The sequence below is a fragment of the Cupriavidus pinatubonensis genome (assembly GCF_019602855.1).
Lineage (GTDB): Bacteria > Pseudomonadota > Gammaproteobacteria > Burkholderiales > Burkholderiaceae > Cupriavidus > Cupriavidus pinatubonensis.
Genome location: NZ_CP080769.1, coordinates 241,920 through 263,335 on the forward strand (window position 1 = coordinate 241,920; position 21,416 = coordinate 263,335).

At 56.4% G+C, this 21,416-nt stretch carries 16 protein-coding genes and 1 pseudogene; 5 read left to right on the plus strand and 12 right to left on the minus strand.

All coding sequences use genetic code 11. The features are described 5' to 3' along the window. Positions 1-131: 131 nt before the first annotated feature. Positions 132-938, minus strand: coding sequence for a transcriptional regulator (locus K2O51_RS33015; protein WP_220632225.1), 807 nt, complete (start codon positions 936-938; stop codon positions 132-134). A gap of 803 nt (positions 939-1,741) precedes the next feature. Here K2O51_RS33015 and K2O51_RS33020 point away from each other — a divergent pair. The 5 genes and pseudogenes from K2O51_RS33020 (at position 1,742) to K2O51_RS33035 (ending at position 6,366) form a co-directional block, all read left to right on the plus strand. Next, positions 1,742-3,121 carry an undecaprenyl-phosphate glucose phosphotransferase gene (locus tag K2O51_RS33020; RefSeq protein WP_220632297.1) on the plus strand — a complete coding sequence of 460 codons (1,380 nt, stop codon included), beginning with the start codon at positions 1,742-1,744 and terminating at the stop codon, positions 3,119-3,121. Between the two features lie 154 nt (positions 3,122-3,275). Next, positions 3,276-3,419, plus strand: a pseudogene (locus K2O51_RS35905) (VanZ family protein); the annotation flags it as partial. Between the two features lie 204 nt (positions 3,420-3,623). Continuing rightward, positions 3,624-4,883 carry a glycosyltransferase WbuB gene (locus K2O51_RS33025; protein WP_425333022.1) on the plus strand — a complete coding sequence of 420 codons (1,260 nt, stop codon included), beginning with the start codon at positions 3,624-3,626 and terminating at the stop codon, positions 4,881-4,883. 45 nt (positions 4,884-4,928) lie between these two features. Further along, the gene (locus K2O51_RS33030) at positions 4,929-5,486 is read left to right on the plus strand and encodes an LbetaH domain-containing protein (RefSeq protein WP_220632227.1); all 558 of its coding nucleotides are present in this window, start codon (positions 4,929-4,931) and stop codon (positions 5,484-5,486) included. Further along, a complete protein-coding gene (locus K2O51_RS33035; protein WP_220632228.1) occupies positions 5,476-6,366 on the plus strand; it encodes a glycosyltransferase family 2 protein in 891 nt (296 codons plus the stop codon). Before K2O51_RS33030 ends, K2O51_RS33035 begins: the two co-directional genes overlap by 11 nt. 142 nt (positions 6,367-6,508) lie before the next feature. Here the strand turns inward: K2O51_RS33035 and K2O51_RS33040 are convergent, their stop codons facing one another. The 11 genes from K2O51_RS33040 to K2O51_RS33090 all read right to left on the minus strand — a co-directional run bounded on the left by K2O51_RS33040 (position 6,509) and on the right by K2O51_RS33090 (position 20,857). After that, positions 6,509-8,053, minus strand: coding sequence for a glycosyl hydrolase family 28-related protein (locus K2O51_RS33040; RefSeq protein ID WP_220632229.1), 1,545 nt, complete (start codon positions 8,051-8,053; stop codon positions 6,509-6,511). A gap of 60 nt (positions 8,054-8,113) precedes the next feature. Then, the gene (locus K2O51_RS33045) at positions 8,114-9,271 is read right to left on the minus strand and encodes a glycosyltransferase (protein WP_220632230.1); all 1,158 of its coding nucleotides are present in this window, start codon (positions 9,269-9,271) and stop codon (positions 8,114-8,116) included. A gap of 3 nt (positions 9,272-9,274) precedes the next feature. Further along, positions 9,275-10,510: a polysaccharide pyruvyl transferase family protein gene (locus tag K2O51_RS33050; RefSeq protein ID WP_220632231.1), complete on the minus strand. Its 1,236-nt coding sequence runs from the start codon at positions 10,508-10,510 to the stop codon at positions 9,275-9,277. A 53-nt stretch (positions 10,511-10,563) separates the two neighbouring features. After that, positions 10,564-11,766, minus strand: coding sequence for a hypothetical protein (locus K2O51_RS33055; RefSeq protein WP_220632232.1), 1,203 nt, complete (start codon positions 11,764-11,766; stop codon positions 10,564-10,566). Beyond that, a complete protein-coding gene (locus K2O51_RS33060; RefSeq protein ID WP_220632233.1) occupies positions 11,741-13,033 on the minus strand; it encodes an O-antigen polymerase in 1,293 nt (430 codons plus the stop codon). Before K2O51_RS33060 ends, K2O51_RS33055 begins: the two co-directional genes overlap by 26 nt. A 16-nt stretch (positions 13,034-13,049) precedes the next feature. Further along, entirely contained in the window at positions 13,050-14,045 is a 996-nt protein-coding gene (gene fcl, locus K2O51_RS33065) for a GDP-L-fucose synthase (protein WP_220632234.1), read from the minus strand. 5 nt (positions 14,046-14,050) lie between these two features. Then, a complete protein-coding gene (gene gmd / locus K2O51_RS33070) occupies positions 14,051-15,181 on the minus strand; it encodes a GDP-mannose 4,6-dehydratase (protein ID WP_220632235.1) in 1,131 nt (376 codons plus the stop codon). 31 nt (positions 15,182-15,212) lie between these two features. After that, positions 15,213-16,667, minus strand: coding sequence for a mannose-1-phosphate guanylyltransferase/mannose-6-phosphate isomerase (locus K2O51_RS33075; protein WP_220632236.1), 1,455 nt, complete (start codon positions 16,665-16,667; stop codon positions 15,213-15,215). A gap of 337 nt (positions 16,668-17,004) precedes the next feature. Next, entirely contained in the window at positions 17,005-19,269 is a 2,265-nt protein-coding gene (locus K2O51_RS33080; protein WP_220632237.1) for a polysaccharide biosynthesis tyrosine autokinase, read from the minus strand. Between the two features lie 14 nt (positions 19,270-19,283). After that, the gene (locus K2O51_RS33085; RefSeq protein WP_220632238.1) at positions 19,284-19,721 is read right to left on the minus strand and encodes a low molecular weight protein-tyrosine-phosphatase; all 438 of its coding nucleotides are present in this window, start codon (positions 19,719-19,721) and stop codon (positions 19,284-19,286) included. Beyond that, the gene (locus tag K2O51_RS33090) at positions 19,718-20,857 is read right to left on the minus strand and encodes a polysaccharide biosynthesis/export family protein (RefSeq protein WP_220632239.1); all 1,140 of its coding nucleotides are present in this window, start codon (positions 20,855-20,857) and stop codon (positions 19,718-19,720) included. The genes K2O51_RS33085 and K2O51_RS33090 overlap by 4 nt, the downstream gene beginning before the upstream one ends. Positions 20,858-21,416: the final 559 nt, after the last annotated feature.

Genomic DNA, 21,416 nt, shown 5'->3' on the forward strand with positions numbered 1-21,416 from the left:
GCTGGCGCCAGCACACAGATAAACAAATCCCTAAAACGGTGTCACCCCTACTTGGCGGGGGAAATGTCGCGCTTGCGCAGCCGCACTACGGCATCGCTCACTCACGCACGCCGACACGCATTACGTTCTCCCTAGCAGATCTCTACGCTCGAGCAGAGCGCAGGAAAATCGGCCGGCTCCAACCAACCAGCAATGTATTGCCCCATGGCGTCAAGCAACACGTCAGACGTCAGTCCCGCCGCGCCGGCCAATGCGGGGCAGATGATCCAAGTAGTGCCGTCGTGCTTCAGCACGCGCAGGGTCTTGGGCAAGTCAGCGGGCTGCAGGATATGGTCAGTGCCGCGCGCATGTTCGAGGTCGAACGCCTGCACGAAATCGTCGATATGCCGTTCGCCCAGGCATACCACCACCTTCGGTTTCCAGTGTCGGCGGATCCCGGCGATGAAGGCGAATCGCCGACCACCTCGGCAAAGGTCGAGGTAACGTTGCTTGGGCACAAGCTCCGGCTGGCCGCGAAATGCCTTCGACCACGGCGTCTGGTTGATCAGGCGCGCCGGCAGTGGAAACAGGCTGAGCTTGAACTCAGCGCCGTTCGGCGCGTAGAGATGATGATCGAAGTATTCCTTCCAGTCCCGCTCGCCCATGGGTTCATTGAGTATGTGCGCGCGCGCTGCGCACATGATCCTTGCGATCTTCTGGTGCGACTGCCAGCGCTCCATGTGGTGGCGGTGCTTGTGGCGGTACGCATCGTCCCACGCACCAGCCTGCGCGTGCGGAACCAGCGGAGCCACCAGCGACTCGGCCCTCGGATGCGGTGAGCTGTCACAGAACCATACTCCTGCGTCCGGATTACCCCCGTCCATCCCTACGTACGACGCAAAATACAGATCCAGTTGCTCACGCGTAAATACGGTATTTAGTTCTGCTTTTTTCTTCATAACTTACCGCGTGATTGAGTCACGGGTGCACAAAATGCTGAATCACATTGGCTCTTTTTTGTGCACCACAACAAGCTATACGGCCCCGGATTTTCCGCGCGATTCCGGATGTTTTCTCCCCCCATTCGTGGGATAGGTTGTCATTACCGATCCCTTCTTGAGCGGGGTAACGCTCAATGCGTGATCACTCCATTCGCGCGCGAGCGAGAGCGACGTCAATGACCTCGTAGCGCACCGAGTGACAAGCGAGCCGGCATGTCACACGCACCTCGTACTCTTTACGCGCAAATTCTGTCGCACACCTGTCATCTCACCGGGCGACCTGCGGGCCTGGTCCTGTTCCAGTCACTCGCATTTGCCAACGCGTCTAGCAAAAAATGGTAGGCCGCGATGCAAAAGGGCCATCGAATTCGCTGCCAGGCTTTCCCTTCCGACGCAGGGTACCGACGCATCTCGCTGCACCGCACTATTCGCCCCTGAATACACGAAGCACACCGGCGCCATCTGCGCACCGGCAGTAAGAGAGCGTTGCGGCTCCATGGATGGTCTTCAAAGAAGACACCGGTAGCTAGGCGTCAGTTGACCGCTGCCACACCATGGGACCGACTGCCGCAAAGCAGTCGCGCACGACTCTGCTTCGTCCGCACCATGAGCATGCACAACCAAGATGCATGCCATGACACGAGCCTGGCCGCCACTGTGCGCGGACTGCAAGTTCGGAGGAGACAACAAGGGCATGGGCACTCGCTTGAGCGCCCATTACTCGACCGCTTTCGGGGGAAAGCATGGGTATCTATCGCGATATGTTTGCCAGGCACCACGATCAGCTTGCGTTGATGGTCCGCCTGCTCGACGCCGGCGCCATCTGGCTTGCTGCAATCCTGGCCAGCGAAGTGCGCTTTGCCACCGCGCATGCGCCCATCCACCTGTTCGTCCAGTACTTTGGCTGTGCGATCGCGTTCATCGTGTTGCCCGGGTTCGACCTCTACAGCTCGTGGCGCGGCCGCAGCCTGTTCTCCCTCGCCACGCGCCTGCTGTCGGCCTGGAGCCTGGTCTGGCTGATCAGCCTGCTGCTGACCTACCTACTGCACCAGGCCGACAACCTCTCCCGCCTGTGGATGGCGTACTGGTACGTCTTCTCCCTAGCTGGCCTGCTGGCCCTGCGTGTGGCCAGCCGCGCGGTGCTCAACCTGGTGCGCATCACCGGCGGCAACAGCAAGCGCGTGCTCATCGTTGGCTTTGGCCGTACCGGCCAGGAAATGTACCGCCGCGCGACCGCCAGCTACGCCACCGGATATAAGGTCAGCGGCATCTACGCCCCCGAGGGCGAGCCCACACCAGAAGGACGCCCGCGCATCACCGACAGCGCCCAAATCGCCGATTTCGCGCGCGACCATGAAGTGGATGAGATCTGGCTCACCCTGCCCATGAGCGAGTACCGCCTGATGCAGGAGATCAATTTCGCGCTGCGCAATGACTTCATCGACATTAAATGGATGCCGAGCGTGCTCGACTTTGACCTGCTCAACCACAACGTTGGCAACTTCCTCGGCATGCCGGCGGTGGAAATGAACAAGCCGCCCGCGCTCGGCGTGCGCGGCACCATCAAGGCCATCTTCGACCGCACCTTCGCTGCCGTCGTACTTATCGCCCTGTCGCCGCTGTTCCTGATCATTGCCGTCCTGATCAAGCGTGGCTCCCCGGGGCCAGTCTTCTTCAAGCAGGAACGCCTCGGCATGGATGGCCGCGTCATCCATGTCTATAAGTTCCGCAGCATGAAGGTCCATGCCGAGCATGGCACCGTTACGCAGGCCACCAAAGGCGATAGCCGCATTACGCCGATCGGCGCCTTTCTGCGCCGCACGAGCCTGGATGAGCTGCCGCAGTTCATCAATGTGCTCAGGGGCGAGATGAGTGTGGTAGGCCCACGCCCGCACGCCATGGCGCATAACAATATGTACAAAGAGCAGTTGGACTTCTACATGCTGCGCCACCGCGTCAAGCCTGGCATCACGGGGTGGGCGCAGATCAATGGCTATCGTGGTGAGACCGACACGCTGGACAAGATGGCCAAGCGGGTGGAGCACGACATCTTCTATATTCGGAACTGGTCGTTCTGGATGGATGTGAGGATTATTTTCTGGACGGCGTTTAAGGGGTGGACGGGGCGGAATGCGTATTGAACCGTCGCGCCCAACCCACGAAGCTACAGCGCTGGTTACGCCCCGCGGCAGGCTATGTCTGGCGGCCGCCATCGTGCTCTTTCTGACGATGCTCGCGGTGGGTAGCATCCCCGGAAAAGCGCAGGCGCTCAACCGGGAGTTTGGCGACAAGCTGATGCACCTGGTCGCGTATGGCTGCCTGGCTGGCGCTATTTTCCTGGCTTTCTCGCGGCACCGCGCGGTCATCACGCTGGCAAGCATTGCCATGCTAGGCGGCATGGATGAACTGTTTCAATCGTTGTTTCCGTACCGCTCGGCCGACCTTTCAGACCTGCTGACCGATCTGCTGGCGGCCGCCCTCGTCATTGGCGCCGTCACGGTGGTATCCGCCTTAATTGCCCATAAGACGGTGAGCCGCCAATGCACCGGCCCGGAGTTACCTGCCAGCGAAAAACCGCCTCTATCACTCGAACCTTCCGTAGATCCTGGCCATGATCCTCACGCTTATCGGGACATTACTCACATGAAGATCCTCATGTACTGCCTCAACTACGCGCCCGAACTGACCGGTATTGGTAAATACACGTCGGAACAGGCCGAATGGCTGGCGGCGCGGGGGCATGAGGTGCGAGTCATCACCGCACCGCCTTACTATCCCGAATGGAGAATTGCCGAAGGCTTTAGCGCGTCTTCGTATACCCGGGAAATGCGCAACGGCGTCACGGTGCTGCGCGCGCCCCTCTGGGTACCACGCAAGCCCTCCGGGCTCAAGCGCCTGGTTCACCTCGCGACCTTCGCCGCCAGTACCCTGCCCTTGCTCTTCTGGCAGGCGCGTTGGAAGCCCGATGCCGTCTTCGTTGTCGAACCTCCGCTGTTCTGTTCCCCGGCGACCCTGCTCTTAGGCAAGGTGTTCGGGAGCAAAACCTGGCTGCATATCCAGGACTTTGAAGTCGACGCGGCCTTCGCTCTGGGCCTGCTAAAGAGCCAGCGCGCACGACAACTTGTAGAGCGGGTCGAACGTTGGCTGCTGCGCAAATTCGACCGCGTGTCGACGATTTCGCAAGCCATGAAACGTCTTGCGCAAGCCAAGGGCATCGACGCAAACCGGCTGGTCCATTTTCCCAACTGGGTCGATGTCGCATCCATCCATCCGGGCGTGGATGGTCAAAGCATTCGAGAGGCGCTCGGCATCCCGAAAAACGCGATTGTCGCGCTCTACTCGGGAAACATGGGGCGAAAGCAAGGCCTGGAAATGCTTGGCGAAGCCGCCGGCATCCTCCGCCACTCGGAAAAGGTCCACTTCATACTCTGTGGCCATGGGCCTGGCAAGGCCGAACTGGAGGAGGCATGCGAGCAACTTCCCCGCACTCACTTCCTGCCCCTGCAACCTGTGGAGCGCCTCCCGTTGCTTCTCGCGAGCGCAGATATCCATCTATTGCCGCAACGCGCCGACGCGGCAGACCTTGTCATGCCATCAAAACTAACGGGCATGCTCGCCAGCGGAAAGGCAATCGTCGCCACGGCCGGCAATGACACCGAGGTGGCCCACGTCGTCAATGGGCGCGGTATCGTGGTAGCACCAGGCAATTCATTGGCGCTGGCGACAGCGATCCAGACCCTCGCAGACAACGATGCGCTTCGCACCACCTATGGTGCCGCCGCTCGCCAATACGCGGAAACCAACTTGGCACTGGACAGCCTGCTGGGCCGTTTCGAGGAAAACCTGACGGCAGTCATTCACGAAGGCGCCGTTGGCGGACGCCCGGCAGCTCGTAGGTCATAGGCGGAAATGAGACCGATGAGCGTATCACCTACCAGCCCGAATACCATGATCATCGAAGGCAACGACCCGACAGTCGAGCCTTCTTTCACGCTGCGCAATCGCCTGACGCGCCAGCTTTGGAACTGGGTATGGCTGTTCCTGTTCCGCCCAAGCCCGCGCCCGCTCCACGCGTGGCGCGCCTTTTTGCTGCGCGTCTTCGGTGCAAGGCTGGGTACCGACGTACACGTGTACCCGGCGGTGAAAATCTGGGCGCCTTGGAATCTCGATATAGGTAACAACGTCGGAATTGCCGATGGCGTCACCCTCTACAACATGAGCTTTCTGAGAATCGGCGACTACGCAGTCATTTCTCAGGGAGCCCATCTTTGCGGCGGATCACATGACTACAACTCGCCGAATTTCCAATTGATTGCTGAGCCGATCTCCGTGGAGAAGCATGTCTGGATTTGCGCTGAAGCCTTCATCTCGCAAGGCGTAACGCTTCCACCCGGAGCCGTCATCGCCGCGCGCTCGGTCGTTAGCAAGCCTTTGGAACATTCGTGGACGGTCTATGCCGGCGTGCCGGCTAAGCCCATTGGCAAGAGAACTCCGCATGACAAATAGCAAGCACGGCATTTCAATTCTTATCCTCACCAAGAATGAAGAACAGGATCTTCCGGGATGCCTACAGAGCGTTGCGTGGTCCGACGACATTCATGTGTTCGATTCAGGTAGTACCGACCAAACTGTTGACGTCGCCCAGCAGTTCGGTGCAACGGTAAGCCGCCGAACCTATAACTCGCCGATCGCATTTGGTGGTGATGAAGCCTCACATAGAAACTGGGGCCTACAGAATCTACCTTTCAAGCATCCCTGGGTGTTCTGCATTGATGCAGATGAGCGAATGACTGCAGCACTGGTGCAGAACCTCATCCATGCAGTTGAGTCTGCAACCGTGGAAGTCGCGTTCAGCGTAAGGCGACGTGATTTCTATATGGGTACTTGGCTCAGACACGTTCAGGCCTCGCCATACTACCTGCGCCTATTCCGGCCCGAGAAGATGCGCTATGAGCGACTCATCAATCCCATTTTGATCCCAGACGGACCCACGGCCGAGATCCCTGGCTACCTCGATCACTTCCCGTTCAGCAAGGGCTTGTATCACTGGATAAGCCGGCACAATAACTACAGCACTCTGGAAGCGAAGCAAATCATCGAGAATCGGCGACGTCAACCAACCTTCAGAATTTCAAAGGCGTTCACATGCCTCGATTTCCATCAAAGGAGATTCCACCAGAAGGAAATCTTCTACCGACTGCCGATGCGACCGCTTATGAAATTCTTAATTCTGTATTTCGGAAAGCGTGGATTTCTAGACGGTCGCGCCGGATTCACTTACGCTACACTTCAATCGATTTATGAGTACTTTATTGCCCTGAAGACTCAGGAGCTTTCATCTGAAAAGCTGGCGCAACATCCGACGGAGATCATGGTACGAGAATAACATCAGATCGCCAAATCGAAGCGCTGGATATCTGCAACGAAACACTCGCTACCTGATGCAATCCGTGGTTGTTTCGTTGCGCATTCTCAAAACTCTCCAAGTTCTCCACGCCGCTCAACCGGAGGCCCCGCTTTTCATGTTGCTAGCCGGCCAGTTGCAACCCTGTATGCGAGCGGATACCTCGAATGACATTCCGCTTGAAGAGCTCTCGAGGCAGCTCTAATTTTCGATTAACCGCCAGGTAGCTATCCTCAAATTCTTGATTTTTCACTGTGCCGCCAAAGAGGGGCTTTCCATCCCCAAAATCGCATTGCCTGATGGTATTTTTCCCCTGAACTGCCACCATTCTTCCACACTCTCCGGAAGAAACAGTTCCCACAAACTTACTTTCCATTATCTTGTTTCCGACAACGTTATTAGGGTCATCGCTCCCAGAGAAGCTGTAATAGCGAGCGCAGCGAACCCCATCATACTGCACTTGCGTGGTATTATTGGCGCAGGCAACTCTTCCAGCCCTCGTCGCATCTGAATACTGCACCACGGCGTTCTCATGAGCACCGCGGTGGGCAAGTTCGAGGCCAAGGACACTGCACTCCTCTGCATTAATATAGTTAATTAATGCCGCCCCAAGCCTCACCGATCCGAAATCGACCTTTCCGTTGCTGTAGACAATCTTCCGGCCATTCTCCTGGATACTTATACCTGTTTGCGGCCTGTCCCCGCTGCCTTTACTCATCTCGAATTTAAAATTCTCAATTCGCGTCATGAGAGAGCAAAGTGATGTCTCGCCAACTCCGTCAGCCACTTTTCCGGATATATTGGAAAATACCGTTCTTTGATATGCGTTTCCGTAAATTCCATATTTTGCAGAATCTATTCGAATGTTGTCGAATCTGCAATTTAGCGTCGCAGAGTCGGAAATATAGAAGCCGTTAGTGTGGACCCTAAAATTCCTAATCTCCCCGTTGCGCCAGAAAAAAAGAGGGACACCGTCTCGGCCGATCTGCGTTCCATCCAATCTGACAATCCCTCCCTCAAATTCCCGGTCCATACTATACTTCAATTGAACCAGATTGCCATCCACGGAGACGATTTCATTTAAAAAAATATATTTCTGAATTTTGAACTCGGAGGACATATAATATTCATCCGACATGATTATCACGCAATCATCTTGGATCAATGCGGCAGCATCGTGTGATTTTTGCAAGATTACGAAATTTCCCACCTTGATTCGATCGCACGGAATCGGCCTCAACTTCCCGACATACTCCGGGTGAAAATTCCCCGGGGAAAAAATGGAGGACATCCTAAACGAATATTCTTTATTGACATTCTTCAGTGTTGGCAGTCGTTCGTTCCCAACTAACGAAATATTTGCTCGATTTATAATAGGCTCTGTGATTCCGTAGCCACCATACGGAAAATACACCTGGCCGCCACCCATGGCTTGAAGATAGTCTTGAGCCCTTTCTATTGCTCGCAACTGGTCAACACCAAAATCGAAATTCACTACGGCGGTTCGCTGCGATTCAGACATAAAATCAAATACACTGACTGACTGTCGGGAGCCAACCAGCTCGTTTGCCTTAGAATCTACGATCCGCAGAAATGGCCCCAACGTGGTTGCGCCAAGTGTCGCACCACTCCATCGCGTTACTATTGCTCGCCTCATTCGATTCATCATAATTCAACTCCAAACGAGTTGCGCTCCACATCAATACCCGTGCGTACCTCTTCATTTTCACTAGGTGAACCGCAGATCGTTGAGTACATGCTCGTACAGGTCATGCACCTTCGAGGATACGGAATCCGTGGAGAATCGTTCCTTAATGAGATTTCTAGAGGCAGAAGACATACGATCAATATCATCCTGCGACCAACTATCCGCAATACGAAGTCCCGCCAAGATCTCCTCGCTGCTTTCCCCGATCTCCAAGGCAACTCCTTCGTCAAATCCGATCGACAAGTTGCAGGCAGCTGTCATGAGAACTGGAATACCAGCCGCCCATGCTTCTAGTACCCCCATCGGTAGCCCTTCGCTTTTTGATGGCAAGACAAATACTGTCGCGGCTTGTATTGAAGATGCCTTGTCGCCTCCGAACTGCGGGCCCGCATAGCATGCATTTTCATGAGCGAGTCGTAATGCCTCAACACGCATGCGGAAATCTTCTGACCCGTCAAGCCATCCACAAAATACCAGTTGTGAGCGCGTGGCGAACCCAGAATCCGTTCTACACAGATTATCCCAGGCCTCGCAAAGTTCCCGCCATCCCTTCTTTTCGTGAATTCTTCCGAAGAACAAATAAATTCTCTTATTCTGAAACCCGTCTTCCCACCATTGAGGTTTTTCTGATGTCAGTGTCGCCAGCGGTAGAAAATTAGGAATCACCATCGACGCGCTGTTCTGCACCATTGAGTCGACGTCAGCCCTCTCTTTCTTCGTGAGAATGTGGAAGGCGGATGCTCTCTTTAGGAAGCGGGTCTGATACATCTTCGATACCATCCATTTTTTGACTGGCGACCGTGCCACTATCCAGTGCTCCATGGTCCCATGGGGAGTTACGACATAGGGTTTCCCACGAAGCTTTGACCATAACAATATGACAAAACAGTGAAACATCCACAATCCGTGAACATGGGATAGGTCGAAATTCGCCCGAAGCATGTGGATCAGCAGTCCAGGCGAAAAGCCATAGTTACTGGGTCCAAAATAACGAAATGAAGTAACTTTGATTCCAGACCAATCTGCTATATCCGTATCAAAGTGCTCATCCTTCAAAGTAAGCACCTCAACCGAGATACGCGGGTGCTCCTTTACCGCTTTAGCCAAAAGCTTAACTGCCTCGGCAACGCCTCCGCCTTTTCGCGAAATGGATGCGACCACAAATGCTGCCCGGATCATTATTTATGCCTCACATTCAATGTTTATTGAGCGCATAATATCCTGCAGCCTCGAAAAATCCCTCTGATAAGCATCAACGGCTGAAGATATTTCCAATTCTGCCTGCGCGATGTCATTTAGATCGGCTGACAACTTCTCAACCACGCGATCCACGTCGACGTCGTCGATTGGGGTTGATCTGTTAGTCAGATGAAGGTCGCTCATAATATATTCTGTCTTCGGCAGATACGAAATGGCAAATGTGGGGCGACCCGCCATCATCGAAAAAATACAAGAATGAAATCGAGTCCCTAGAAAAATCGTAGAGCGTCTTATGAGAGCGCGAAGTATCCATGGCTCATGGCTTTTCTCATCGACAACGATTTGACTCTTAGCGCGTTTTTTTACCAACAACGCAGTCGGAAGATCATCTGAAACCTGATTAAAAATAACAGGCAGCACACCATTCTTTAATGCCATTCTGTCGGCGATTTCCGCGACCGCCGCAACATATGAATCGTAAGCGGCACTAGGCTGCGCATGTCGTGGAAACGTCCAGCCGACAACTGTAATTCCTAGAATTGGCTTCCCCTCATCGAGGCCAAGTCTCAGCAACTCAGACGTTACAGCGGCGCTATCTCCTTCCACCCTGTCATTCCAGAACGCACTGTCGCCTGTTCGGTAGACTTGCCGCTCGGGAATACCAAGGTCACGAACCAGGAAATTAGCTGAATAGCTTTCGCGTGGGCAAAGATAGGAAACCCGTGCCAGGACACGGCTGGCCAGCCATCTTGCAAAGCGGCCATGCAAGGGCCCAATACTTTGAGGACCGAGCACAACAGCCTTCCGCAGCCTTGTCGCCAGCTCAATATGGAACAGAGCGATGATGTATGCGAAGTTCGTATCGTGGATATAGCCGCCCGGTGAGCTGACGACGACGTTGCACTCCCGCATGGCATTGAGGGTCTTTTGCTGATCCGGCGGGAGCAATTTTTCCAGCCGTCGGAGGCCAGGGACGGTCGCGAGCCAGCTTGCCAGCAGCAAGCAGAGGGTGTGCACCTTGCCTCCCGGTGCATTCCCGATCCGCTCCGACCACGCGATATCTGGATGAACTCGTCTCGCATTGTCAGCCCCTTCGAACACAGCCGCGGAGATGGCTGCCTTGGGATTCCAGGCGCGGATTTCCGCAACACACTCATCCAGCAGCACGGAATCACCGCGATTCGAGCGCCCATATGCATTCACCACGAGTACTTTCATAGGTAGACGCCAAATTTTATTGCGAAATCAAAAATGACCGTCGCCTGAAACTGTCAGACAACACGGGTTCGATCGGCAAGAAAAATAATGCCGAAGCAGAAGAATGAGACACACAGCTCCATCAATATCCCCGCTACAGCACTTTCGACCCGGATGAGGAACAGAACGGACATGACCACCACCATACATGTCAGGATGGCGTGAAGCGACGGAAGCCAGTTCCACGAGACAATCTGGTAGTGATAAAAATACGAAGAACTGAGCAGCCAGCAGGCGCCGTGTACGCATACCGCAAGAATCAGGGACTCGGATAGCCCCAATCTGTGCCGGATAAGAAGCAGAGCCAGGCCGCCGCAAAGCAGGCCGATCACACCAACCAGGATGGTCGAGTATTGGGTGCTGAACGTCCTGAATCTCCGATTGCCACTATTCACGGTTGTACGGTGTAGCTTGCTGTATCCCGACCGTCTTAACAAAATCACACACTGGTTGAAGACGCCAGAAAATGACTTCATGAAATTGAACTTGGCGGCCTCTTGCCCACCGCCGGCTCCCAGAATGGAGACGGAGATCACCCGCGCTATGACTTGCCCGGGAAGAAGCGTAAGGGACACCACGAATCCCTCCTTGATCAGATAACCGATCGACCTCCGATCCAGGCTCGCGCGCTTCAGCCCATGCTGGCGCCGCGTCCAGTGCAGAGTCATCAGCGAGATGCAGGCAAGCGCTGCCCCGTTTATCCATCCGGCTATCTCTATCCGCAATGAGAACCTAATGATCAAGCTGGCCGTGACATATATGGCCACGAGAAAATAATTGAGACCGGATATCAGGCCGTATGTCGATTCGTCGTCGGCCACATCGAGGAATCCAGACATATTCGCAATGCTAAACCAGAGACCTATCATCGAGGCCAGCAAGAAGCGTTTTACCCCGGTATCGCCGTAGAGTTCCGCAGGAACTACGATCAAGGCAAACGTCACCAGCAACAGGATGGGTAGCCTCGCTATTGCGAACTCGAGCGGGTTCAGCATTTTTGCGCTGGCACTCGCAGCCTGTCGTTGCAGCACCTGTCCGCCCCAGTCGATCACGACGAGCAGAAGCGCATTTACCCCCAATGCGGTTGTCAATGCACCTGCGAGCGGGTGCCCTGTGGAGATCAAAACAAATGACGTAAGCAGCATCGATCCCTGGCCAATGAATGCTCCCATGACCAGGTTCACCAGCTTCTTATTGCGGATGAGGGACAGCAACATAGCGGGCCTTGTACACAGATTTCGACATTAACCGTTCCAATAGCAGATAAATGACGACGATCAATCCTACGCGGTACACACCGATATCCACGCCACCGCGGACCAAGATAAATCCAATCAGCGTCGAAAGGACTCCGGTACGCAGCCGGCCGAGATCCTCATTTGGTGCATTTGCGACGTAATTTTCCACCTTGGCCACGATCAACCCAAAGATCAGGGCCATCACGGCCAGGCCAAAATAGTCAAAAGCGATGACGCTTTCCCCAAACAGGCCTGGCGGCACCCCTCCGTCCGTATCGCCGAAGAACTCTTCGCGGACTCGGCGGCTCAACTGGATCGGCTTCTCAGGCCAGATCGCGCGCGGAACGAAGGCCACCACCGCGTTGAGATAGACTTCTCCATAATCATTGCCGCGGCGCTCGGCATATATTTTTGAAAGGGCGATATGATCGATGAACGGTAGCCCGGTGTAGGATGCTTCAATGATCGATGCTGCGCTCATCTCAAACTGAGCGCTCGCTCCCTGTGCCCTGTACCGTTCGTAGATGATATAACCAGAAGCTGCAACAAATGCGGCGGCCAGCGCCAGGATTCCAAGGAAGCCGGGCCCGCTGATTCTCTTGACTCGGACGATCAGCAGCGAAATCAGGAAGAGCAAGAGAATGGAGCGTCCGCCCGAAAGTGCAAGGAATATCGATTGCAGCACCAGACCGCCCAGGAACAAGCCGCGCAGCCATCGCGGCGGCTGCTTGGCTTTGATCAGCACTTGCAATACCAGGCAATAGACATTCACGCCTATCATCACCGGAAACAAAAAGTTCAGAGCGGAGCTTTCGACAACGGTACGCGCGTAGGCAGCCCTCACCCATTCCTGTACGCCCTGGTACAGATAAACTGTCAATGAAACTTCCAGGACAATCACAAATAGCTGGATACAGACGTAGCGCAGCAGCTTCCTGTTTGACGGCAAATTGAGTGCTGCTTGCCAGCGACGCGACCTGCCCTTGCTTCTTCTGAATAGCCTGTAGGAAACAAAAGCCGCGAAATTCACGGCGGCCATCGGAACCCACGGAATATCTTCCACCCTGATCAGCCACGGTGCTATCAGAATGGAGCGCGTAACCAGTTCGCTTTCAATCAGCGCACCAAGTAGCCAGCACCCGAGCAGGGTGTAGACAAAAAAGACCGTGGAAGCAGCAAATATGCCCCTCCTTGCGCACCACACAAGGGGTATCAGATAGAACGGCAGCGTGACGAGACTGTACATTCTGAAGCGCTGGAGGCTATTGGCGAACTGCACTATCCGTGCCCGTGTTCGAGCGCGCCAGGGAGGAGAGGAAATCCTCGTATGCGAGGCGAAGTCCTTCCTGGAGGCCGACTTCGGGGCGCCACCCCAGTGCTTTGAGCAGTGAGTTATCCAGAAGCTTGCGGGGCGTACCATCGGGCTTGGCAGGGTCGGTCTCGATGTTCCCCTGATAGTCTACGGCGCACTTCACCATTGCAGCCAGATCCGCGATCGAGTATTCCTCTCCCGAGCCGATGTTGATGTGGTTCTGCATCGGCAGCGTATGGGCACGATAGACTTCCGGCGACAGGTCCATGACGTGCACACATGCTCGTGCCATATCTTCGACGTACACGAACTCGCGCTTAGGCCTGCCGGTACCCCAAATGACCACCGTGGGCGCGTCATGCTGCTTTGCCTCATGAAAACGACGAATCAGCGCCGGGATGACATGGCTGTTTTCCGCGTGATAGTTATCGCCCGGACCGTACAGATTTGATGGCATGACGCTGCGGAAGTCAGCTCCATACTGCCGGTTATAGCTTTCACATAGCTTGATTCCGGCGATCTTTGCTATCGCATAAGGTTCGTTCGTGGGCTCGAGTGGCCCCGTGAGCAACGCAGCTTCGGCCATTGGCTGTTCCGCAAGTCGCGGATAGATGCAACTGCTGCCAAGGAACAAAAGCTTGTCGACCCCCGCGCGCCACGCCTCGTGGATAACATTCGCCTCGATCATCAGGTTTTCATAGACGAACTGAGCCGGGAAAGTGTTGTTCGCGTGGATTCCTCCGACCTTTGCGGCGGCCAGATATACCTGGCCGACATCTTCCTGCGCGAAGAACTGGCGCACGGCATGCTGGTCAATCAGGTCCAGTTCATCGTGACTGCGCGTCACGATTTGCACTGCACGGGAGGACGCCTGCAGCGCGCGGACGATGGCGCTACCTACCATTCCACGATGACCAGCGACGAAAATCCGAGTGTTCTTCTTCATGTCCTTTACTCCACGCTGACCGCAACTTCAAACCCATGCTGCTTCAGCAATGCATGGCGCCGGGCCTGGTCCAGATCGCTGGCGACCATTTCTGCGATCATCTCGTCCAGCGTGATCTCCGGCTCCCAGCCAAGCCTGGCCTTGGCCTTGGCCGGGTCCCCCAGCAGTGTTTCCACCTCGGCCGGACGGAAATACCGCGGATCGACCTTGACAATCACGTCACCGACGGCCAGAGCCGGTGCCTTGTCACCGCTGATCGCTGCTACCACGGCCACCTCGTCTTCACCCTTCCCCTCAAATCGCAGCCTGATCCCCAGCTGACTGGCGCTTCGGTTGATGAACTCCCGCACGCTCACTTGCTTGCCCGTCGCAATGACGAAGTCTTCCGGTTGCTCCTGTTGCAGCATCAGCCATTGCATGCGCACATAGTCGTGCGCGTGCCCCCAGTCCCGAAGTGAATCCATATTGCCCATGTACAGGCAGTTCTCCAGGCCTTGTGCGATGTTTGACAGGCCGCGGGTAACCTTGCGCGTCACGAAGGTTTCACCGCGACGCGGGCTTTCGTGGTTGAACAGTATCCCGTTGCAGGCATACATGCCGTAGGACTCCCGGTAGTTCACGGTAATCCAGTAGGCATACATCTTTGCTGCGGCATACGGGCTGCGCGGATAGAACGGGGTGGTTTCTTTTTGCGGAATCTCCTGCACCAGGCCATACAACTCCGACGTGGATGCCTGGTAAAAGCGCGTCTTCTTCTCCAGGCCAAGGATCCGGATCGCTTCGAGGAGACGCAGCGTGCCGAGCGCATCCACGTCTGCCGTGTATTCCGGGGACTCGAAGCTCACGGCCACGTGGCTTTGGGCACCCAGGTTGTAGATCTCATCCGGCTGGGTCTGCTGCACGATCCGGATCAGATTGGTACTGTCGCTCAGGTCGCCATAGTGCAGCACAAAGTTCCGGTGGCTGACATGAGGATCCTGGTAGATGTGATCCACGCGCGAGGTGTTGAACGAGCTGGCCCGGCGCTTGATGCCGTGAACGATGTATCCCTTCTCAAGCAGAAATTCGGCCAGGTAAGACCCATCCTGGCCCGTGATGCCGGTGATGAGTGCGGTCTTTTGAGTCGTCTTGGTCATTGTCGGTGTTCTGTTCTGAGATTCGGGTCAATCAGGCCAGTTCGGCCTTAGATCCAGGTGCGGGCGCGCGGCCATAAACATCGTCAAATCGGACGATGTCGTCCTCACCCAGGTAGCTGCCACTCTGCACTTCGATGAGTTCGAGGGGGACGCTGCCGGGGTTCTCCAGACGGTGGATGGTGCCCAGTGGGATATAACTGGACTGGTTCTCGCTGAGCAGGAAGGTCTCGTTGCCGCAGGTCACGCGAGCGGTACCCTTCACCACGATCCAGTGTTCCGCGCGGTGATAGTGCATTTGCATGGAGAGCTTGGCACCCGGCTTGACCGTAATGCGCTTGACCTGGTAGCGCGGGCCTTCGTCAACCGAGTCATAGCTGCCCCACGGGCGGTAGACCTTACGATGGTCCGCGGCTTCGCTGCGCCCTTGCTTGCGAACCATGTCCACGAGCGCCTTGACGTCCTGGCACTGGTCCTTGTGCACCACGAGCACCGCGTCGGGTGTTTCCACCACCATCACGTCCTCCACGCCTGCAATGGCAACCAGGCGGTGCGACGCATGGACCAGGCAATCCTTGGCGTTGTGCGTGAGAACATCACCCGTCGTGACATTTCCATCAGCCTGCTTTGTGCCGAGTTCCCACACGGCGTCCCACGCACCAACGTCGCTCCACGCGGTGGCAAACGGCACCATCTGCGCGCGCGTCGTGTGTTCCATGACGGCGTAGTCGATGGAGTTGCTTGGGCAGCGCGCGAATGCTGCTTCATCGAGACGGAAGAAATCGAGGTCCTTCTGGCCGAGGCTGACGGACTCCTGGACTGCGCGCAGGATCTCAGGCGAAAAGGCCTCCAGCTCCGCAAGGAACGCCGAGGTACGGAACAGGAAGATTCCGCTGTTCCAGAAGTAGCCACCCTCCGCCAAAAACTGGTTTGCGCGCGGCAACGAGGGCTTTTCTTCGAAGCAGGCAACCTCGAAGCTAGATTCCGTGCGGCGCGCACCTGCCTTGATATAGCCGTACCCGGTAGCGGGGGCGGTGGGCGCGATACCAAAGGTGACAAGTGCTCCGGCTTGCGCTGCGGCAACCCCTTGCGTCACGATGGTTGCGAACGCAAACGTGTCCCGGATCAGGTGATCGGACGGGAGCACCAGCATCAGCGGATCCTGCCCCGCGGCCAGCGCATGCAACGCAGCCGCGGCCAAGGCAGGGGCAGTATTCCTGGCATGCGGTTCCAGCATGAATTCGGCGTCATGGATGCCGATCTCACGGGCTTGTTCCGCCACCATGAACCGATGCGCATGACTGGTGACAAGCAATGGTGCGCCAATGCCCGGAATCTCCTGCACACGCAGCAACGTATCCTGCAGCAGCGAGCGGTTACCTAGAAGCTTGAGGAATTGCTTCGGATAGCCCTCGCGTGACAGCGGCCACAGGCGTGTTCCGGACCCACCACAAAGAACGACGGGGACGATCACGGGTGGCTCTTGCATCTGCCTCTCCTTTGCCAAATCAAATGTCAGTCAGCCTCTCAGCGTAAGCAAGACGTGAGAGGGCGCGCCGCCAGGGGGCGGCGGCTTATCCCTGTAATGGAGAAATCCCTCCGGACAACTCGATGGCCGCCTTAAGCAGCAGATCCTACTGTCCGAACGGTCGGTGGGAAGGCGGTAGCCACAGGCGCTTCATGACTGCGCTTGCCGCCTATCACGCAAATTCGCCCGCTTCCTTGAGCTGGCTGATATATGGCCGATCTCTATGCCGGCTCAGCCGCCGGTATATGCGACCGACGTGGACCTAATCCCTATCTGCTGTTCAACTGGTCACGGGCCTTCATTTGCCCTCGTCCGTCAACTGCTTTGTCGTGGTATCCGCTGCATACCCGTAGTACGCATAGCGATACCGTCCATACTTCGATCCATATCCATAGCGATACGCATTCGGATCCAGGCCATTGAACACGACGCCATTCACATCGGCATTTGTCTGGCGCAGTTGCTTGGCGGATTCTGCCACTTCGCCGATAGTGGTTTTCTCGAACCGCGTAACCAGGAGCACCGTGCCGCAGCGGGCGGCGAGGATCGCGGTATCGGAGACGGCAAGAACTGGGGGCGTATCGATCAGGACAAGGTCGTACTGGTGATCCAACTCATCAAGAAGCTTAACCATGCGCTCGTTGAGTAACAGCTCCGCCGGATTGGGAGGCAAGCTGCCGGTACTGAGAAAGTCCAGATTCTCAAGTACGCCGCGGTGAACCGCCTGCTCAAAACTCGCTTTTCCGACCAGCACTTCCGACAGCCCGTTGTTACGGGACTTGCCAAAATACTGGTTCAGGTGGCCCTTGCGCATGTCGGCATCGATCAGCAGCACGCGCTTTCCACTCAGAGCCATCACCGCGGTGAGGTTGGCAGAGATAAATGACTTGCCGACGCCCGGAGTGGGACCAGTGAGCAGCACGCGCTTGTTGTCCGCGTCGAGCATGGCAAACTGCAGCGCCGTGCGCAGGCTGCGCAGACTTTCAATTGCTGGCTCATTGGGATTACGTTCCGCGAGCACGAAGTTGCCGCGCTTGCGCTGGCGGATTTCTTCGGTGAGGAAAGTCTGGCTGCTCGATAATGGAACGGTCGCATAGACGCTCAGGCCTGTATGCTGTTCAATGTCCTGGGAGTCTGTGATGCCGCCATACAGCGCATTGCGCAAAAAAGCCACAACAATACCAATCAGAACGCCGAGGATAGCCGCCAGCGCCACGACCATGCCCTTCTTGGGCTTGATGGGCTCCTCGGGGACCGGTGCGTTGTCGAGCAGCCGTACATTTCCGACCTTGCCCGCCTTGACGAGCTTGAGCTGTTGCATGTTGTTAAGCAATCCCACGTAAAGATCGTTGTTGACCTGCACGTCGCGCATCAGACGCAGTGTGTCCTGTTCTACGTTGGGAAAGGTCTTCATGCGGGAAGCCATTCCTGCGACTTTCGCATTCAGCGTTGCAATCTGCTGATCGAGTGCTTGCAAGCCGGGGTGAGACGCCGCAAAGCGAGTTTGCATTTCCGTGCGTTTTTGCTTCAGTTCGAGCAGGCTGGTCTCAGCGGTCACGCTCTCCTGCAGGAATGCCTTTCCTTCTTCGCTGAGGTTGAACGTATTGCGCTTATTGCGCATCTCGTTGTACTTCACCTCTGCCCGTTCCAGCTCGCCCTTGAGTTGTGGCAGCAGATCCCCCAGGAACACAAGCGACTTCTCTGCCTCCGCGGCTTTGCGTTTTATGTTTTGCGCAACATACTCTTCACCAATCTCATTCAGGATGCTCGCTGTAACCTTGGGGTCGGTTCCATCGAGGGAAGCACCGATGATGCCGCTTTGTTTTCCCTTTTCGGCAATCTGGAGCTGATCCTGGAGTTTCTCGACTGTTTGCAGGTGCGAGTTACGCACTAGGTTGAACGTGATACCCGGCTTCGCCTTCATCTCCGTTACAAGGAGCGTGAAATCGCCGACAGTCTGCTCCGCAGTCAGCGGCTGACCTACATGCCCTTCAAGGGGCGCATCCAAGCTTGAATGCTCCACTCGGTAGCGGCCTTCACCCAGCGCTATCAGCTTGAACTTTTCGCCCTCAAGGGATTCCGGGACATCGAACTGCTCAACATTGATAGATTCCATGGCCCAAGCGAAGCCTCCGAATCCAAATAGACCTGGCTCGGACAGACCTTTGGCTCGGCTGGCGATGCTGGAACCGAAGAAAGGAAAATAATTGGGCTTTGCCGAAATATAGAGCCGCAGATTGTCGACCGCTTTGCTCACAACCATGCGCGAGCGGAGGATCTCAATTTCCGCCGTAGCCTGCGCCTTTACATCGAACAAACTGGAAACGTCACCCAGCAGGCTGTTGGCACTGTTCGGGTTGTCCTCCACCTGCACAAGAATATCGGCCCGGTAGATGGGCCGCGCCAGGAATGCATAAGCCACCCCCAACGCCAGCACCACAGCCGCAATAGATGCAATCAGCCAACGGCTGGCGAGCAGCACGTCAAGATACCGGACGAGATCAATCTCGTCCTCCGGAGGCGCGGCGACAACAACTGGAGGGGGAGTCTGGTTCATCTGCATCACTACTCAATCATTTATCGAAGCGCCTGGATTCGCGGCACCCACGCTTCCACGCCGCGTTGGATCAACTGCAGCACGTTTTCGAAGGAGGGACGCGCCTCGCGATAGGGATCGGGCACATCAAACCTGGCTAGCTCGCCAAGACGGAAGACCCGACCGGTGGTAGCCGGATGCAAGTGCTGGAGGTCTTGCCGCTGGGCGTTGTCCATCACGAGAATAAGGTCCGCACGCGTCGTCAAGGCGCGGCTCAGTTGCTGGGCCCGGTGGCGGGTGATATCCACGCCTATCTCGCGCATGACATCGACAGCGTGCGCATCGGCCGGCTGGCCCGTGAGCGCGCCAAGCCCAGCGGAGATGATGTTGGCATCCGGCAATGCCTGCTTGAGGAGCCCCTGTGCCATCGGGCTCCTGCAGATATTGCCGATGCAAACCACCAGTACAGTCTTGATCATTTGATCGCGTTCGCCGTGGACGTGAAGAAATTCCCGCTCGGCAGCAATTGGTTGATCACGCGGCTCCACCGGACCACCCCAGCGGCATCCACATAGACGACATCTTTCGGCTTCAGTTCGAACGATTCGGCCAGCGCAAAGGCGACAGGTGACTTGCCGTCCAGGTGGAACACCTCGGCTTCGCCATCCTTGCTCTTGCGGATGACATAGAGTTCCTTGGCATTGGCCGAGAGCGGGTTGACGCCGCCAGCTTCACCGATGGCTTCACTGAGCGTAAGCCGACCATTTCGCGGCAGCACCGGAGTCGGCTTTACCACTTCACCGGTCACGAATACCTTGCTGTCCTCACGTTGTTCCACGCGCACGATGTCACCGTTGCGCAGCAGGATGCGGGCGGGGTCGATACCCTGCTGCAGAAGCGCGGGCAGATTGACGTAGTAGCTCTTGCCCTCGCGGGAGACGCGGATGCGGCTGTTGTCGCCTGTCAGAACGTTGACACCACCGGCGCGGTTGAGCGCTTCGACAAGAGTCATGGGTACGTCGTCGATGTTCTGCGGGCCAGGCGTCTTGACTTCGCCATCCACGTAGACGCGCTTGCTGCGAAAGGCGAGCACGCGCACGGTTACCTGCGGCATCGTGACGACAGGCTTGAGCTGGGTGGTCAGCTGTCCGCGGATTTCATCGGGCGTGCGATCGAGAACCTTGAGGACACCGGCATAAGGAAACTGGATGGTGCCCGCGGGGCTCACGACGTAACCCGGCACGTTGGCCGCACCGCTGTAATTCGGAATCTCGTACGCAGTGCCAATCGAATAGGTTTGCGTGGGAAATACCAGTTCCGGGTGATCCCACACAACAATCGAGAGAATGTCACTGATGCCTACGGTATAGGGCTTTGGCTCTGCGAACAGTTCCTCCACGCCAGCGTTCGCTGGCTGTGTGGATGCCTTCAGCGATCGCACCACCGCCGGCGTGATCTGCGTGATCTTTGGCACCGATTGCGGGTCCTCCGGATCGAGCGGACGCTGCGGGTCGAAGCGCATCCCCGGTGCGAGTGCGCAGGAAGCCAGCAATGGAACAATCCCCAGGCACATTGCGGCCCTGCCAAACGTCTGCTTGCTTGAAAGCTTTAGCACGTCTCGAGTATTCCCTTGTGTTAGAAAACCGCATTGCCCGCCGTCTCCTCAGCGCGCTGTGTCGCGGTGATTCCGCTTGTTCGACATGGCACCCGCTGGTGCCTTTCCGCTTGTTTGCGCTGCCTGCGGATTTGAACTTGGCGGTGTTGGCTTCGTGCTGCTTGGCGCGATGATGCGCTTTTTTTGCACTGCGGCATTTGTCATATGACCGGCCGAAGTGTATGGCTCCAGCGGCTACAACTTCAAGGCGCAAGAGGCGTTTTTAGCGAGTTTTCTATCCCCCCTGAAGAGTGGACCCGCAAACTGGCGAGATGGTCGTGAAGCGGTATAGGGGGAAAAGACGTTCTGCGTCGAGAGTTCGAAAGTCAATTACGTGGCTGCGCGTTGAATCCTGGGTCAGCTGGCTAGTCGCTGTTGTTTCCGCATGTTCCGGTCTCTGGCTTCGATGCGCGCTGCGAATCGGATTTCCGGCCGTTTTCCCAGCTTTCCGCAATTTTTCGAGGCATCAAAAAAAGAGGGTGTAGACGCAGGGAGGTCTACACCCGTACGGGAAAAGGCA